The organism is Duganella sp. AC237, assembly GCF_979254035.1.
Genome location: NZ_CEEDEW010000003.1, coordinates 3,036,487 through 3,055,677 on the forward strand (window position 1 = coordinate 3,036,487; position 19,191 = coordinate 3,055,677).

General features: G+C 65.8%; 5 protein-coding genes. All 5 read left to right on the forward strand.

From position 1 onward, the window contains the following. The first annotated feature begins 33 nt into the window (after positions 1–33). The 5 genes from AC0IYS_RS13810 to AC0IYS_RS13830 all read left to right on the forward strand — a co-directional run bounded on the left by AC0IYS_RS13810 (position 34) and on the right by AC0IYS_RS13830 (position 19,087). A complete protein-coding gene (locus tag AC0IYS_RS13810) occupies positions 34–924 on the forward strand; it encodes a branched-chain amino acid ABC transporter permease (protein WP_471705686.1) in 891 nt (296 codons plus the stop codon). Positions 925–927: 3 nt separating this feature from the next. Then, the gene (locus AC0IYS_RS13815; RefSeq protein WP_471705687.1) at positions 928–2,877 is read left to right on the forward strand and encodes a branched-chain amino acid ABC transporter ATP-binding protein/permease; all 1,950 of its coding nucleotides are present in this window, start codon (positions 928–930) and stop codon (positions 2,875–2,877) included. A 12-nt stretch (positions 2,878–2,889) separates the two neighbouring features. Continuing rightward, a complete protein-coding gene (locus AC0IYS_RS13820; protein WP_471705688.1) occupies positions 2,890–3,612 on the forward strand; it encodes an ABC transporter ATP-binding protein in 723 nt (240 codons plus the stop codon). A 205-nt stretch (positions 3,613–3,817) separates the two neighbouring features. Beyond that, positions 3,818–5,518, forward strand: a complete 1,701-nt coding sequence (locus AC0IYS_RS13825; RefSeq protein ID WP_471705689.1) for a ShlB/FhaC/HecB family hemolysin secretion/activation protein — start codon at positions 3,818–3,820, stop codon at positions 5,516–5,518. Positions 5,519–5,560: 42 nt separating this feature from the next. Beyond that, entirely contained in the window at positions 5,561–19,087 is a 13,527-nt protein-coding gene (locus AC0IYS_RS13830) for a hemagglutinin repeat-containing protein (RefSeq protein ID WP_471705690.1), read from the forward strand. Positions 19,088–19,191 lie beyond the last annotated feature (104 nt).

The window sequence follows — 19,191 nt, forward strand, 5'->3', positions numbered from 1 at the left end:
CCTTTTTCTCGTGTTCTCACCGTGGTGGACATCATGGAAATCCTGTTACAACTCGTCTTCAGCGGCATCGCGCTCGGCATGATCTACGCCGTCATCGCGTTCGGCTACCAGCTCACGTTCGCCACCTCCGGCACGCTCAACTTCGGCCAGGGCGAATCGCTGATGCTCGGCGCGCTGGTGGGCCTCAGCCTGGTCGGCACCATCCACGGCGGTCCTTACATGAGTTATCTGTTGATGGTCCCCCTGGTGATCATCTTCGGCGCTCTGCAAGGCATGTTCGTCGAATGGATAGGCGTGCGGCCGGCGATTAAGATCAAGTCGGAATTCGGCTGGATCATGTCGACCATCGCGCTGGCCATCATCTTCAAGAACGTGGCCGAGAATATCTGGGGCAAGGACGACCTCACGTTCCCGTCGCCGCTCAGCTCCACGCCGTTCCAGATCTTCGGCGCCAACGTGCAGCCGATGCAGGTGGCGGTCATCGTCGGGGCGCTCGCCATCATGGCGGCGGTCGAAATCTTCAACCGCAAATCGATCTACGGCAAGGCCGTCGTCGCCACCTCCAACGACCGTGACGCGGCGGGACTGATGGGCATCAACACCAGTATGGTGATCACGTTCTCGTACGCGCTGTCGTCGGCCACCGCCGCTTTCGCCGGCGTGCTGGTGGCGCCGCTGACCCTGACCGGCGCCACCATGGGCGCCTCGCTCGGCCTCAAGGCCTTCGCCGTCGCCATCATCGGCGGCCTGACCTCCGGTGTCGGCGCCATCGTCGGCGGCCTGCTGTTGGGGATCACCGAAACCACCGCCGGCTACTACATCTCGACCGGCTACAAGGACGTGCCGGGATTGTTGTTGCTGCTGCTGGTACTCGCCATCAAGCCGTCCGGCCTGTTCGGCAAAGCCGCCATCAAAAAGGTCTGACCCATGAACAAGACGATCGTCGCGGCAAGCGTGGTGGGCCTGGCGGTGCTGGCGCTGTATCCGGTGCTGATACCCAACCCGTACTACATTCATCTTTTCGAAACCATACTGATATACGCGATCCTGCTGTTCGGGCTCGATATCGTGGTCGGCTACACCGGGCAGGTGTCGCTCGGCCACGCCGGCTTGTTCGGCATCGGCTCCTATGTCACCGGGGTGCTGGTGTTCAAACTGGGCGCGCCGTTCTGGATCGCGATGCCAGGCAGCGTGCTGGGGGCGGCGTTGTTCGGCGCGGTGCTGGCGCTGCCGGCCCTGCGCGTGACGGGCCCGTACCTGGCGATGGTGACGCTGGCATTCGGCACCATCATCCAGATCCTGATCAACGAGATGACCTTCCTGACCGAAGGGCCGATGGGACTGAAGTTGTCCAAACCGGAGATCCTCGGCCACAAGCTGGATGAAGTCGAGTACTACTACATGTGCGCCGCGCTGATGGTGGTCTCGCTGGTGGTCGTGCACCGGATATTGAAGTCCAACCTGGGCCGCGCCTTCGAAGCGCTGCGCGACAGCCCGATCGCCTCCGACTGCATGGGCGTTTCGGTGTACCGCTACAAGGTTTATGCCTTCATCATCAGCGCCGGTTTCGCCGGGCTGGCGGGCAGCCTTTACGCGTATTCGGAGGAATACATCTCGCCCAACACCTACAACTTCGAACTGACCATCCTGTTCCTGCTGGCCGTGATCATGGGCGGCCGCAAGACCCGGTCGGGGGCGCTGATCGGGGCGCTGATCGTGGTCATGCTGCCCAGCCTTCTGGCGGATATCGAGTTGTTCCGCAAGATCGCCGTCATTGCGGCGGTGCTGGGCGTGATCGGTTCGGCGTTCATGCTGGCGAAGAAGCGCGCCACCCTGCGCGGCGTGCTGGTGCCGCTGGTGGCGACGATCGGCATGGCCGCCTTCTCGTTCAAGCTGGAGAACATCGTCGACTGGCGCCTGACCATCTTCGGTTTGATGACGCTGTTCGTCGTCTACTATCTGCAGGATGGCATCGTCGGCTTCCTGAAAAGCTTGCTGGGCAAGGGAGCGGTGCACGCCAAGGCGGTGCAGGCCAGCGGCGCGGAGGCGTTCGCGCGTGCCGAGGGTGGCAACGCCGGCGAAACGCTGCTCGATGTGAACCAGATCCTGATGCAGTTCGGCGGTTTGAAGGCGCTCAACCAGGTCGACATGCACGTGATCCAGGGCTCGGTGCACGGTTTGATCGGCCCCAATGGCTCGGGCAAGAGCACGATGATGAACGTGCTGACCGGGATCTACAAGCCGACCGCCGGCCAGGTCAGGTTCTCCGGCGCGGTGATCTCGGGCCGCACGCCGTCGCAGATCGCGCTGGGCGGCGTCGCCCGCACGTTCCAGAACGTGCAGCTGTTCGGCGAGATGACTGCCACCGAAAATGTGCTGGTCGGCCTGCACAACACCTTCAAGTCGAATGTGCTGGACGTGATGCTGCAAACGCCGCGCTACAAACGAGAGGAGCGCGCCGCGCGCGACCGCGCAGCCAGCATATTGGAGTTCGTCGGGCTGACGGCGATGGCCAACGAGGAGGCGCGCAACCTCCCGTACGGCAAACAGCGGCTGCTGGAGATCGGCCGCGCGCTCGGACTCAGTCCGCGCCTGCTGCTGCTGGACGAACCGGCGGCCGGCCTGACCGCGCCGGACATCAAGGAGCTGATGGCGATCATCCGCAAGATCCGCGACCACGGCATCACCATCATCCTGATCGAGCATCACATGGACGTGGTGATGGCGCTGTCCGACACCGTCACGGTGCTGGACTTCGGCCAGAAGATCGCCGAGGGGGCGCCGGCGGCGGTGCAAAGCGATCCGAAAGTGATCGAAGCCTACCTCGGTGGGAGCAGCGAAGAACATGGCGGCCCGGCGGCGCCGGTCGTACACTAATCGAGGACAGACATGCTATCGATCTCCAATCTGCACGCCGCCTACGGCAAAGTCGAAGTCCTGCACGGCATTTCGCTGGACGTCCCCAAGGGCAAGCTGGTGACCCTGATCGGTTCCAACGGCGCCGGCAAAACCACCACCATGCGCGCCATCTCCGGCATGATCAAGCCGAAAGGCGGCAAGGTTACCTTGGACGGCAAGGACATCACCGGCTTCGACTCGCACCGGATCGCCCGCGCCGGCCTGGCGCATTCGCCTGAGGGGCGGCGGGTGTTTGCCTCGATGACGGTGACGGACAACCTGCTGCTCGGCGCTTTTCCGCGCTTCACGCGCGCGCGGCCCAAGGGCGACATCAAGCACGACCTGGAAAAGGCGCTGGAGCTGTTCCCGCGCCTGAAGGAGCGGCAGGGGCAACTGGCCGGCACCTTGTCCGGCGGCGAGCAGCAAATGCTGGCGATGGCGCGCGCCATCATGCTCAACCCGGACGTGGTGCTGCTGGACGAACCGTCGATGGGGCTGGCGCCGATCCTGGTCGAGGAGGTGTTCCGCATCATCCTGCGCCTGAAGTCGGAAGGGGTAACGATGCTGCTGGTCGAGCAGTTCGCCGCCGCCGCGCTGAACGTGGCCGATTACGGCTATGTGCTGGAGAACGGCAGTATCTCGGTGCACGGCCCGGCCGAGAGCCTGAAGACCGATCCGAAGGTCATCGCCGCTTACCTGGGCGGCGGCCATTGAGTCGATATTCTAACGGAAGTGAATCTGGGTATTATTACGTATATTTCAGTGATAATGTGAGATTTGGTGAGAATTAATATAAATACACCATCCTTAAAATACGGTGTTATTTAGCTTGTTACAGGAAATTTTTAATTAATTAATATATTGCCCTATAGAAATTGCGAAGATATAATTCGCAATCACAATTTCCTTAGGGCAACAAATGCAACAGCAATCCAGGTTGCTCCGCAGTGCGATCCTGTTGAGCTGCATCATGTGCGGCGCCGCGCAGGCGCAAAACCAGGCCGACATCGCGGCCCAGCAACTGCTGCGCCAGCAACAGCGTGACAGGGCGCTTACCGACCAGGCCGAGGAGGCGCGTCCGGACGTGCGCCTGCCGCGCACGCCAGCGCGGACCGACGCCTATCCCGCCGGCGAAACGACGTGCTTCCCGATCAACACCATCGTCCTGACGGGCGAGGGCGCGCTGCAATTCGCCTGGGCGCTCAAGGCGGCGGACGACGCCATCGGGCTATGCCTTGGCAGCGCCGGCATCAATGCCGTCCTCGGCAAGGTGCAAAACGCGCTGGTCGGCGCCGGCTACGTGACCTCGCGCGTGCTGGCCGCGCCACAGGATCTGCTGGCCGGCAGGCTGGAACTGGCGCTGGTGACCGGCCGCGTGCGCGACGTGCGCTTTGCCGCCCCGGCCGACCGGAACGGACCCACGTGGCGCACCGCCGTGCCGGCCCGGCCGGGCGACATCCTCAACCTGCGCGACATCGAACAGGCCTTGGAAAACCTCAAACGCGTACCGACCGCCGAGGCCGATATCGACATCGTGCCGGGCGAGCTGCCGGGCGAAAGCGACCTCGTGATCAAATGGCGCCAGGCCGCGCCGGTGCGCCTGAGCTTGTCCGCCGACGACAGCGGCAGCGATTCGACCGGCAAGTACCAGGGCGGCGCCACCGTGTCGCTGGACAATCTGATGGGCTGGCACGAGCTGGCCTATGTCACCGTCGGCCGCGACTTGCCGGCCGGCGGCAATGCCGGCGCCGCCGGCGACCACGGCACGCGCAACTACGCCGCGCATTATTCGATGCCCGCCGGCTACTGGCTGCTCTCACTTAACGCCAGCCACTACCGCTACCACCAATCGATCGCCGGAGCCAATCAAAGCTATATCTATAGCGGCACCAGCGACAACGTCGACGTCAAACTGGCCCGCGTGCTCTACCGCGATGCCGCCCGCAAGAGCACGGCGGCGTTGCGCCTGTACCAGCGCCGCAGCAACAACTACATCGACGATACCGAAGTGCAGGTGCAGCGGCGCCGGATGGGCGGCTTCGAGCTGAGCCTGGCGCACAAGGAGTTCATCGGCGAGGCCACGCTCGACGCCAGCCTGGCGTACAAGCGGGGCACGCACATGTTCGGCACGCTGCCGGCGCCGGAAGAGGAATTCGACGAGGGCACCGCGCGCCCGGCCATCGTCAACGCCGAGCTCGGCTTTGGGCTGCCGTTCGCCGTGGGCGGCGCCAAGCTGCAATACCAGGCCAGCGCGCGCGCGCAATGGGCCCGCGCGCCCCTGATTCCCCAAGACCGGTTCGCCATCGGCGGCCGCTACACCGTGCGCGGCTTCGACGGCGAATCGAGCCTGTCGGCCGACGCCGGCTGGCTGCTGCGCAACGATCTCAGCTTGGCGGTGGGCCAGGCCGCGCAGATCTACCTGGGCCTCGACTACGCCAAGGTCGGCGGCGCGCACTCGGCGCTGTTGCTCGGCGACAGCCTGGCCGGCGCTGCGCTGGGCTTTCGCGGCCAGCAGGGCGGCCTGCAGCTCGACATCTTCGCCGCCAAGCCGGTCCACCGGCCCGCATTTTTCCGTACCGCCTCGACCACCAGCGGTTTCAGCCTGAATTACCAGTATTAACCCCGTACGCCGGCTCAACCCCCGCCGGCAGAAAGCCTCACCATGAACAAGCTCTGCTATCGCATCGTCTTCAACAAACGCCGTGGCCTTTGCATGGCCGTGCAGGAAAACGCCAGCAGCCACGGCAAGGGCCGCGGCCAGAGCGGGCCGGCTGCGGGCGGGGCGCCCACCGGCTGGTCGGGCGGCATGGCGATGCGCCTGCGCACGCTGGCGCTGGCGCTGCTCGGGGCGTTCGGAGCTTACGGCGCGGGGCTCAATCCGGCGACTGCGCAGATCGTCGCCGATCCGAACGCGGCCGGCCGCCAGCAGGCGACGGTGCTCAACACCGCCAACGGCGTGTTGCAGGTCAATGTGCAGACGCCAAGCGCGGCCGGCGTGTCGCGCAACGTGTACAGCCGCTTCGACGTGCCCGCTTCCGGCGCGGTGCTGAACAACTCGCGCACGCAAGTGCAGACGCAGCTTGGCGGCTGGATCGACGGCAATCCGTGGATGGCCAAGGGGACGGCGCGGGTGATCCTGAACGAGGTCAACTCCAATACGCCGAGCCAGTTGCGCGGCTACATGGAAGTGGCCGGCACGCGCGCCGAAATGGTGATCGCCAACCCGGCCGGCATCGTCGTCGATGGCGCCGGCTTCATCAACGTCAGCCGCGCCACCTTGACCACCGGCGCGCCACTGATGAATGGCACCGATGGCGGCTTGACCGGCTACACGGTGCAGCGCGGGCTGATCAGCATCGAAGGCCAGGGCCTGGACGGGCGTCAAACCGACTACACGGTGTTGATCGCGCGTTCGCTGCAATTGAACGCCGGCGTCTGGGCCCAGAGGCTGGAGGTGGTGACCGGCGCCAACGCGGTGACGACGGCCGCCGCCGACGCCGCCGAGGCCACAGCCACCGTGGCGCCGATCGCCGGCGGCGGCGAGGCGCCGCGCTATGGCATCGATGCGGCGCTGCTGGGCGGCATGTATGCGAACAAGATCACGCTGATCGGCACCGAGGCCGGCGTCGGCGTGCGCAACGCCGGCAGCATCGGCGCGACGGCCGGCGAGCTGGTGGTCACTTCCGAGGGACGCCTGGAAAATACCGGCAGTATCGCCGCCAAACAGGCGTTGCTGCTGAAGGCGCGCGGCGGCGTCGGCAACAGCGGCAGCGTGTACGGCGAGGCGGCGGTGTCGATCTCGGCCGGCGCCCCGATCGAGAACAGCGCAACGGTCTATGCAGGCGCGGCGCTCGCGCTCGAGACGCCCGCCGCGCTGGTCAACAGCGGCACCATCGGCGCTACCGCCGGCTTGCAGATCGCGGCGGGCAGCCTGCGCAACAGCGGCATGCTCAGCAGCGGGACGCGCGCCAGCGTGACGGCGCAGGGCGACATCGACAACAGCCATGGCGTGCTACAGGCGCAAAGCCTGGCGCTGACCAGCGTCACCGGCGCGCTGGACAATCAGTCGGGCAAGATCGTGCAGAGCGGCGTCGCGGCGCTGGACATCGCTGCGGATTCGTTGCGCAATACGAATGGCGGCCAGGTGGGGGCGGCGCCGGTCGCCGCCGCTGGCGGCGGCAACGCCACGGACACCGGCGGCCCGGCCGGCGGGGCGGACACGGGCGCGGGTCCGGTCCCGACGCCAACGCCTGGCGCTGGCGCCAGCACCGATACCGCCGCCGGCAACGGCACAGGCGGCGCCGGCGCTCCCGCTCCCGCTCCCGCTCCCGCTCCAGCAACGATTCCAGACGGCTACCTGCGCGTCGCCAACGCCATCAACAACGATGCCGGTCAAATCATGTCCGGCGGCGATATCGGCCTGGCCGTTCGCGCGCTGGACAACCTCGGCGGCCAGCTCAACCTGTCGTCGCTGTCGGTCGATGGCGGCGCGTTCAGCAACCGCTCGGGCACCATCAGCGTGCTGCGCGATTTCACGCTGCGCACCGGCGCGTTCGACAATCACGGCGGCAAGTTGCTCGTCGGCGGCAGGTTCGACGGCAAGTCGCAAGCCTTCGACAACGGCGGCGGCGTGCTGTCCGCCGGTCGCGATCTGCTGCTCGACAGCGGCGCCATCGCCAATGTCGGCGGCAAGATCGTCGCCGCCGGGCGCGCCGGCATCCGTGCCGGCGGCGGGGTTGACAATCAAAACGGCTATATCCAGGCCGCAACCGGGCTCGAACTGCGCGCCACCGGCAAGCTCGCCAACCTGCGCGGCACGCTGGAGGCGATCGGCGGCGCCGGCGACTTGCGCGTCGAGGCCGCCGACATCGACAACAGCGCAGGGCGCATCGTCAACGCCGGTGGCGGCGACAGCCGCATCGCCAGCGCGGCCAACGTGCTGAACGCGGGCGTCATCGGCGCCAATGGCGCGCTGAGCATCGCGGCGTCGACCATGCAAAACCAGGCCGGCGCGACGGTGCAAGCGGGTGACGGCCTGGAACTGGCCATCCGCCAGCAACTGGACAACCTCGGCGCCATCAGCAGCGGCGGCGCGCTGACGTTCGCGCAGGCGGCGGCCACGCTGAACAACACGGGCCGGATCGCCGCCGGCGGCGACATCGGCATCGCGATTTTGCATGCCAACAATGATGGCGGCCAGATCGGCACCGCCGCCGGTTCCGGCGCGGACGTCGGGCTGAGCGCGGCGGACATCAGCAACCGCGGCGGCAGGCTGATCGCCGACCGCGACCTCGGTCTCGCCGCGCGCACGGCCGGGCTGGACAACTCTGGCGGCTTGCTCCACGCCGGGCGCGACGCAGCGGTCGATGTCGCGCAAACCTTGCTCAACAGCGGGGGCGCCATCGAAACGGTGGGCGCCAACAGCAAACTTGGCGTCGAGAGCGACGCGATCCAGAACTTGAACGGCAGCATCGTCAACAGCGGCAACGGCGACACCTTCCTGCGCGGGCGCGACATGATCGCCAACAGCGGCGTCATCGCCGGCAACGGCCAGTTGGGCATGGAAGCGGCCACACTGGTCAACAGCGGCTCGGTGACCAGCGGCGCGGCCATGCGCCTGAAGGTGGACCAGCTGCTGAACAACACCAGCCTGATCAGTTCGGGCGGCAAGCTCGACATCAGCGCCCGTAGCGCCGACATCAACAATTCCGGCCAAATTTATGCCAACGGCGATATGACGGTGCTCGGCGGCCACATCACCAACGACGGCACGATCGCCTCGACGCTCCCTTCCGGCGGCGCGGTGTCGATCGAGGGCACCAGCCTGAACAACGACGAGGGCCGCATCATGGCCGCCGGCGAGGCCAGCCTGCATCTAGCCGGCGTCCTCAGCAACCGGGCGGGCGTGGTGCAAGCCGGCGGCAATCTGAGCGTGTCGGCCGGCGACGCCCTCGACAACACCAACGGCGTCATCGAAGCCCTTGGCGCCGACGGCGCGCTGCAGGTGCGCGCCTTCGCCATCGACAACAGCCACGGGCGCATCGTCAATGTCGGCGGCGGCGCCACCGATGTCGGCGCTGTGACCGGCATTTTCAACAGCGGCTCGATCGCCGGCAACGGCGCGCTGGCCGTCTACGCGCGCACGCTGACCAACACCGCCGCCGGCAGCGTAGCCGCCGGCGGGGACATGTCGCTGGCGCTGAGCGATCAACTGCACAACGACGGCGCGATCCGGGGCGGGCGCAAGCTGACCTTTGTCGAGGCAACGCGCGACGTCACCAATACCGGCGATATCGTCTCCACCGGTAGCATGCTGGTCAACGCGGGCCAGTTGAACAACGATGACGGGCGGATCGCCACCACCGCCGGGTCCGGCGTCAACCTGGCGATCGTCAGCGCGGGCCTGAGCAACCGCAACGGCAGCATCCTGTCCGACGGCGCGGCCGATGTCGCGGTGGCCGGCCTGTTCGACAACCGCGCCGGCGTGGTGCAGAGCCAAGGCGATCAGAAAATCAGCGCCGGCGGCCTACTGGATAACCGTGCCGGCGCCATCGAAACCCTGGGCGCGGCCAGCGCGCTGGCGGTGCAAGCGGGCGCCATCGACAACACCGACGGCCGCATCGTCAACGCCGGCACGGGCGGCGCGGTTATCGGCTCGGCCAGCTATATTCAAAACAACGGCCTGATCGCCGCCAACGGCAGCCTGGCCGTCAACGCGCTAACCGTCAACAACGCCAGCGGTGGCACCATCTCGTCCGGCGCCAACCTCACCTTGGGCGTGCGCGACGTTCTGAACAACCACGGCGTCATCAGCAGCGTCGGCCAGCTGTCCTCCGAACTGAAGACGGCATCGGTGGTCAACGCCGGGCAAATCGTCGCCGGCAGCCATTTGCAGCTGGCCGCAGGCGTGCTCGACAACGATGGCGGCCAGATCGCCACCTTGAAGCAATCGCGCGCGGACGTGACCGTCACCGCCGACAGCGCCAGCAACCGGGCCGGCGTGATCCAGTCCGACCGCAATGCCATCTTTGCGATCAACGGCGCGCTCAACAACGCGCAGGGCATGATACAGGCGGGGCAGAATTTGCAAGTGTCGGCCTTGGGCGCCATCAACAACGCCGGCGGCGCGATGGAGGCGGTCGCCGCCGACAGCACGTTGACGGTGCACGGCGGCGCGGTGGACAACACCGCCGGCCGCATCGTCAATGTTGGCGCCGGCGCCAGCCATGTCGGCGCCGACGGCTTGTTGCTGAATGGCGGTCTGGTGGCCGGCAACGGTTCGCTGGATGTCACCGCGCACACGCTGACCAATATGGCCGCCGCGACCATCGCCGCCGGCGCCAACCTGACGGTGGGCGTGGGCCAGGAGCTGGCGAACCAGGGCGCGATCAACAGCATCGGCACGCTGGACTTCACGCAGGTCACGGCGGTCGTGCACAACGCCGGCCAGATCACCTCCGGCGGCAAGGCCACGCTGACCGCCGGGGTGTTCGACAACAATGGCGGCCAACTGGCCACCGTCAAGGGCGGTGGCGGGGACATCGCGCTGAGCAGCGACAGCCTGAGCAACCGGGGCGGCGTGATCCTGGCCGACCACGACGCGCTGCTCACCACCGCCGACGGCATGGACAACGCCGGCGGCATCATCCAGGCACGGCAGGACATGCAGCTGACGGCCGGCGGCGCGTTGAACAACACCAGCGGCGTGATCGAGACGATCAATGCCGACAGCGTCCTGCAATTGCAGGCCGGATCGATCGACAATACGGCCGGGCGCATCGTTAACGTCGGCGCCAACGCCACCACGGTCACGGCGCAGGGCGCCATCGTCAGCACCGGCCTGATCGCAGGCAACGGCACGCTGGACCTGAACGCGGCGGTCCTGCGCAACCTGGTCGGCGGCAACGTCACCTCGGGCCAGGCGATGACGCTGGGCGTGACGCAACAGCTCGATAATGGCGGCGCCATCAACAGCGCCGGCACGTTGACGTTCGGCCGGAAGACGGCAACGCTGAACAACAGCGGCCAGATCGTCTCGGCGGGACAGGCCACGATCCTGGCCGGCCATCTGAACAACGATGGCGGCGTGATCGCCACGTTGCAAAACACCGGGGCCGGCGTCGCCATCACCGGCGACAGCATGCGCAACCACGGCGGTCGCGTGCAGGCGAGCGGGGATGCGGTGCTCGACTTCGGCGGCGCGCTGGACAACGCGCAGGGCGCGATCCAGGCCGGCCGCGACATGCTGCTGAGTGCGGATGGCGAGTTAAGCAACAACGCCGGCGTGATCGAGGCCGTCGCCGCCGGCAGCGCGATGCAGGTGCAGGCGGGCGCCATCAGCAATGGCAGCGGCCGCATCGTCAACACCGGCACCGCCGCCACCAGCGTGCTGGCGCAAACGGCGATCGTCAGCGCCGGCACCATCGCCGGCAACGGTACGCTGACCATGACCGCGCAGAGCTTGCGGAACGATGTCGGCGGCGTGTTGTTGTCGGGCCAGCAAATGGCGCTGTCGCTGAGCCAGCGCCTGGAAAACCATGGTGCGATCAACAGCGGCGGTACGCTCGATTTCTTGCAGGCTACAGCGCAGGTGAGCAATAACGGCGCGATCACCTCGGCCGGCAAGGCCACCATCCTGGCGGGAAATCTGAACAACGATGGCGGCCAGATCGCCACGCTGAGCAATTCCAATGCCGACATCAGCATCGACAGCCTGAGCATGAGCAACCGCGGCGGCCGTGTGCTGGCCAACGGCGATGCGGATGTGCGGGTCGCCGGCGCGCTCGATAACGCCCAAGGCACGCTGCAGGCGTCCCGGAATATGCTGGTGGACGCGGGCGGCGTGCTGGGCAACGTCGGCGGCGTCATCGAGGCGGCCGCCGCCGGCAGCAGCATGACCGTGAACGGCGGCGCCATCGACAACGCCGGCGGGCGCATCGTCAATGTTGGCAATGGCGACACCCGTGTCACCAGCGGCTCAAGCCTGGTCAGCAGCGGCATGATCGCCGGCAACGGCGACCTGTTCCTGTCCGCGTCGACGGCGCAGAACAACGCCGGCGGCACGATCGCGGCCGGCGGCGACCTTGATCTGGGCGTGCGCCAGCAGATGCGGAACGCCGGCACCGTCAGCAGCGCCGGGAGATTGAACTTCACGCAAACGGGCGCAAGTTTCAGTAACAGCGGCCAAATGATCGCCGGCGCCGCCGCCGTGTTCAACGCGGCCAGCTTCAACAATGATGGCGGCCAGATCGCCACCGCCGGCGCGTCCGGCGCGGCCATCACCGTCGATAGCGGCAGCATCAGCAATCAGGGCGGCAAGATCCTGGCCAGCGGCGACGCCAGCCTGACCAGTGGCGCGGCGGTCAACAACAACGGCGGCACCTTGCAGGCCGGCGGCAACCTGAAGCTCGACGCCAACGGCGCCCTGAGCAACAACGCCGGCGCCATCGAGGCGGCCGGCGCGTCCAGCACGCTGGAGGTGCATGCCGCGTCCATCGATAGCACCGCCGGCCGCATCGTCAACATCGGCGCCGGCGACACCACCGTCGGCAGCGATGGCGGCATTGTCAACAGCGGCGTTATTGCCGGCAACGGCGACCTGAAACTGGCGGCGCTGACGCTGACCAACAACAGCGACGGGGCCATTGGCGCCGGCGGCGACCTGGAACTGGCCGTCACCCGGCAAGTGGACAACCACGCCGCCATCAGCAGCAAGGGCGCGCTGAACTTCGACCAGTCGGCGGCCGGCCTGGTCAACGACGGCCAGATCGTCGCCGGCGGCAAGGCGACGATCGTCGCCAAAACCGTGGTCAACGACAACGGCCAGATCGCCACGGTCAAAGGCGGTACCGGAGACCTGACCGTGACCACGGGCAGCTTGAGCAATGTGAAAGGGCAGATCCTGTCGGACGGCAAGGCGGCGCTGAAGGTAGCCGGCGCCCTGAACAACGCGCAGGGCATAATCCAGTCGGTGGGCGACTTGCGCATCGATGCCGCCGGGGCGCTGGGTAACGACGCCGGCGCCATCGAAGCGACCGGCACGGCCGCCAGCCTCACGTTGACGGCGCAGTCCATCGACAACGGCAGCGGCCGCATCGTCAACATCGGCGCCGGCGACACCAACGTGACCAGCCAGGGCGCGCTGAAGAACAACGGTGTCATCGCCGGCAACGGCAATTTGCTGATCAAATCGACCACCCTGCAGAGCGGCGCCAATGGCAATATCGCTTCCGGCAAGGACATGGTGCTGCAGGTGACGCAGCAACTGGACAACCAGGGCAAGATCAACAGTTCCGGCACGCTGACGTTCAACCAGGCCGCCGCCATGCTGAACAACAGCGGCTCGATCGTCTCGGCCGGCAACGCGCTGATCACTGCCAAGCAGGTCGACAATAGTGGCGGACGGATGGGCACTGGCGTAGGGTCGGAGGGTGACCTGGCGCTGACGACGGACCACTTGAACAACGAAGCGGGGCACATCACCACCGGGCGCGACCTGGCCGTCGTCACCCACGCGATGCTGGGCAATGGCGAATTGCAGGGCGGACGCGACTTGGCGCTGACGATGGATGGCGACTACACGCAAAACACCGGCACGCAACAATTCCATTCCAACCGCGACCTCAGCCTGACGGTGACGGGCAATATCACCAATAATGCCACCTTCGAGGCGGTGCGCAACCTGACATTGAGCGGTAATAACATCGTCAACAACGCCGGCGCGGTCATCCAGGGCCAGGGCGTGGCGGTGAAAGCGGCGGGCGATGTGAGCAACGCCGGCGAGATCAACGGCGAAACCTCGCTCGAGATCAGCAGCGGCGGCACGGTCAACAATAGCAATGCCATTGTCGGCGGCGACTTGACGCTGACGGCGCAAAACCTGAACAATACCGGCGCCAGCACCTTGCTCGGCGCCACCAATTCGATGCGCCTGGGCGTGGCGGGAACGGTGAACAATACCGGCGGCGCGACCATCTACAGCTCGGGCGACCTGTCCATCGCCGGTGCGCTGGCGGGCGGCCAGAGCGGCGTCGTCAACAACAATTCGTCGACCATCGAGGCGGGCGGCGATCTGTCCCTGAACGCGGGCACGCTCAACAACATCCGCGAGAACGTCTCGCTGGTGAAAGTGGAAACCGTCGACGAGACCAAGCAGATGGCACTGCCGAGCTGGGATCATAACGGCGACAACCATAATAATTACGACCCCAACTCCGCCAATTACGTTCCATACGAAGTCTACTTCGTCAATCCGGCGGACATTATCGAGAACGCGACGTTTGTCGCTCCCGACGGCAATACCTACGGCCGGGCGGTGATCCGCACGCACGCCAACGACTCCGCGTTCTTTGGTGCGAGAAGCGGCGCCTACAGTGCTTGGGGCAAGCGGGCACGCATCACGATGAGCGAAGGCACGCGTGTCTTGTTCTACCTGACCAGCTCGGCAAATCAGGCCAATCCCGACCAGGGAGGCCCGGTCGGCAACGCTTACCAATATGTGGGTGATGTGACCAACTGGACGGATGCCGGCCCAACCTTTTCCAGCAGTTACGGTAGTTGCACGACAACGTGCATGCGTTTCGTCACCCAGCCGGACTACAACGATCCGACCACCACGATCATCCGCGATACCGCGCGGGCGCTGCAATCGAAGGCTGGAAAGCTGGAAAAGTCGCGGCTGGCGCACCACACCGCGATTGAAGACCAGATCGCTCCGGGTTCCGGCCCGTTGGCGCAGATTCTGTCGGGTGGCAATATGCACATGACCGTCGGACAAACGCTGATGAATCAGTACGGCAATATCATGGCCAACGGCGCGCTGACGGTCGACGGCGGCGCCGCCATCACCAACGAAGGCGCGACGCTGTATCGTACCCATACCTTCGATGGCACCTGGAAGACCTACGACGGCGACACCACCAGTTACACCATGCCGACCATCAACGAGGTGATCGGCACGGCGGCGGGCACCATCTCCGGCGGCAAGGGCGTGAGCATCACCGGGCGCAGCTTCACCAACGTCGATGTCACCGCCGGCACCGCCGGCAACATCCGCGACAGCGTCACCGTGCTCCCCACCGGCAACAACTCCGCCACGGGCGTCAGCAAGGTGTCCGGCAGCGGCCTTGGCGGCGGCAGCGCCGCCGGCCACGTGGGTGGCAGCGGCGTCGGCAACAACGCCTCGGGCGCCGGCCATGTCGGCGGCAGCGGCGGCGCGAACGTCGCGCTGAACGGCCAGGCCGGCGGCAGCGGCACGCTCAACCAGGCGGCGAATGGCGCGCTGGCCGCCGGCAGCGGCGCCGGCAACGATGCCCAGACCGTACTCGACACCAGTGGCAGCGGCCTGGTCAACGGCACCCGCGACGTCGGCCGGTTCAACGGCAGCGGCCACGCCAACACCGCCCAGTCCGCTGGCGCGGCCCAGGGCAGCGGCGCCAATGGCGGCGCACTGGGCGACCTCGGCACCGCGCGCGGCGCCAGCCAAACGCAGGGCGCCTCGCAAGTGGGCGGCAACGCCAACGCTGTCAAGGTCGCGCCGAATGGCTTGTCCACGGTCAACCCGGACGGCAACGGCAAATACCTGTTCGAGACGCGCTCGCAGTTCGCCAATCACGGCAACTGGGTCAGCAGCGACTACCTGCTGAACCAGTTGGCGATGGATCCGGCCACGACCCAGAAGCGTCTGGGTGACGGCTTCTATGAACAACGCCTGGTGCGCGACCAACTGAACCAGCTGACCGGCCGCGCGCCGAACGACGGCCTGAACGACGACAGCCGCTACAAGGCGCTGCTGACCAGCGGCGTCAGTTTCGCCGAGCAATTCAACCTGCGCCCGGGCATCGCGCTGACGGCGGACCAGATCGGTCATCTGACCAGCGACATCGTCTGGATGGAAACCGAAACCGTCATGCTGCCGGACGGCACGGTCGAGCAGGTGCTGGTGCCCAAGGTATATCTGGCGCACGCCGGCAATGACGCCGTCAAGGCCAGTGGCGCGCTGGTCACCGGCGCCGGGGTCGTCATCAATACCACCGACAACATCGTCAACCGTGGCGGCCTGATCGACGGCGGAAACGGCCGTACCGCGCTGATCGCCAAGGGGGATGTCGTCAACCAGGGCGGCGCCATCAAGGGCGGCGACGTTGACCTGAAGGCTGGCGGCGACATCATCAACCAGTCGCTCAGCGTCAAGCAAGAGTACGCCAGCGTCAACACCAGCGGCAGCTACACGTCGCTGTCGAACCAGGCCAGCATCACGGCCACGGGCGCGCTCGGCATCTCGGCCGGCCGCGACGTCATCGACACCGGCGGCACCATCGCCGCCGCCAGCGCCGTCATCCAGGCCGGGCGCGACATCGCCTTTAACGCCCTGCAGACCGGCAGCGCCTATGTCGCCAACGTCAACGGCCACACGCAGAACGACAGCAGCATCACCAACAAGGTCGGCCAGGTCAGCGCGACGGGCGACCTGTCGCTCAAGGCCGGGCAGGATATCAAGCTGAGCGGCACGCAAGTGAACCTGGGCGCCACCGGCAATGGTTCGGTGGTGGCCGGGCGCGATATCTCCATCGCGGCCGTCGTCGACGAGGTCAAGACGCACCAGGAAAACGATCCGAAGAGCAAGAGCTACGACAAGATCATCCACGAGAACCAGACCCTCGTGGGCGCCACGGTGGCCGCCGGCGGCAACCTGACCATCAAGGCGGGCGACGCCGGCGCGGGCGGCCTGGCCATTGCCGGCAGCAACATCGCCGGCGGCGGCAACGTGTCGCTGGCGGCCAGCGGCGACGTCAGCATCACGCAGGTGCAGGAAAACCACCTGTCCGACCTGGCCCACCACAACGAATCGAAGAGCACGTTCAAGAAGAGCAGCGACACGACTGCCGACTACAGCAGTGTGAGCAATGTGGTCGGTAGCAACGTCAGCGGTGGCTCGGTCACGGTGAAATCGGGCAACGACATCGTCATCGGCGGCAGCCAGCTGACGGCGGAGAACGCCTTGACCTTGAACGCCGGGCGCGACCTGCTGGTGTCGAGCGCCGCGCAGGCGGGCAGCGAAAACCATAGCGCCGAACACAAGAAGAGCGGCTTCTCGCTCGACATCACCGAAGGCGTGGGCTACAGCAAGAGCCAGGACAACAAGAGCGGCAGCAGCAACACGGTCACGCAGGTGGGCAGCGTGCTCAGCGGCGGCAGCGTGAGCGCCACGAGCGGGCGCGACACGATCATCACCGGCAGCACGGTGGTGGCCGACAAGGACATCGTCATCGACGCCAAGCGCGACCTGAGCATCGTCAGCGCCGAGAACAGCGTCGACAGCGAATCGGCCAGCAGCAGCAAGAAGTCCGGCTCGATCGGCACACGCTTCCAGGCGGCGATCGGCACCGTCAAGACCAGCAACGACGGCACGGCCGACAGCGTGACGCAGGTGGGCAGCCAGATCGCCAGCCTGGGCGGCAATGTGACGTTGAAGGCCAGCGGGCAGTACACGCAGACGTCGAGCGAAGTGACCACGCCGGAAGGCGACATCAAGATCGTCGCCAAGGACGTGCTGATCAACGCGGCCAACAACATCAACAACAGCACCGATCACACGACCTACAACAAGACGGCGATCGGCGGCACGATCACGTCGCCGGTGGTGGAAGCGCTTAAGAGCGTGGGCAGCATGGTCAAGGCCGCCGAGGGCACCGGCAGCAGCCGCATGCAGGCGCTGGCGGCGCTCAACGCGGCGGCCAACTTGAAGGATGCTGCCACTTCGCTGATGACGGCGACGAACGCCGGCTTGCGCGTGAGCATCAGCTTGGGTAACTCCAAGAGCGAGAACAATGTCGTCTCGACCAGTAGTACCGTGGCGGGTTCCACCATTGCAGCGGGCGGCAACGTCAGCATCACCGCCACCGGCGCAGGCAAGGACAGCAACCTGACGGCGATCGGCAGCGATATCACGGCTGGGGGCAACGTTGCGCTGTCGGCCGACAACGACGTGAGCCTGCTGGCGGCCGAAAACACGGTCAGCCAGCACAGCACCAACAAATCCAGCGGGGCCAGCATCGGCATCGGGTTTGGCATCGGCGGCACCTCCAACGGCTTCACCATTGACCTGGCCGTCAGTCAGGCGCGCGGCAAGGCTGACGGGGACGACATCGGCTACACCAACACGCACGTCAAGGCCGGCAACAACGTGACCGTGACCAGCGGTGGCGATACGACGTTGAAGGGCGGCGTTATCTCCGCTGACAGCGTGGTCGCCGACATTGGCGGCGATCTGAACATCGAAAGCCTCCAGGACAGCAGTCACTTCGACAGCAAGCAAAGCAGTTCCGGCCTCAATGCCAGCTTGTGCATACCGCCGTTCTGCTACGGCGCTAGTACGGTCGGCGGCAGCATCAGCAAATCGAAGGTGAACGGTGAGTTCCTGTCGGTGCTCGAGCAAAGCGGCATCAAGGCCGGCGATGGCGGCTTCCAGGTGACGGTTGGCGGTAACACGGACTTGAAGGGAGGCTTGCTGAGCAGCAGCCAGGTGGCCGTTGACGAAGGCAACAACATACTGATGACTGGAAGCCTGACCGCCAGCGACCTGCAGAACAAGGATGAGTTCAGCGCCAGTGGCTTCTCGATGTCCGGCTCGGTAAGTGGAACGTTTGGCAACCAGACGCTGCCGCCGGGTAAAACCTTAACGAAAGAGCAGCAAAAGGCAGCTAACGCGGGAGGTACGCCAACTGCCAGTGCCGGTATTGGTTCGGCCAGCGGCAGCCAGAGCAGTACTACATTCAGTGGTATTAGCGGCGGTTTGGTCATTATTACCGATCAGAAGAAGCAGGACGCGACCGGCAAGGATGCGGATGCGGTGCTGGCAACTATCGATCAGACGGTGACGACAGAAAGTGCTGCGGCTAATGCAAGTGCGCTCACCAAAGGCTGGGACGGTCAGCAGTTGCAAAAAGAGGTGGATGCGCAGGTCGCGATTACGAAAGAGTTCAGTAGGCAGGCACCAAAGGCAATTGCTGATTTTGCTGAAAAGCAAAAAAAGGAATTAATTGAAAAGGGCGCCGATCCAGTTGAGATCGCTAAGTGGGCAGAGGGAGGCATTTACAGAACGGCCTTGCATACTGTTAGCGGCGCTTTGTCGGGTGGCTTGGGGGGGCTGTTGGATCGGCGGCAGTCGCCAATTCTGCGCAATTGCTAAACCAATTACAGGAAAAAACGGTTGCAGCACTAGTCGCGGAGGGTTTGAGTCCCGGTGCCGCAGGAGCGCTAGCACAAGGTCTAGCAGAAGTAACGTCGTTAAGC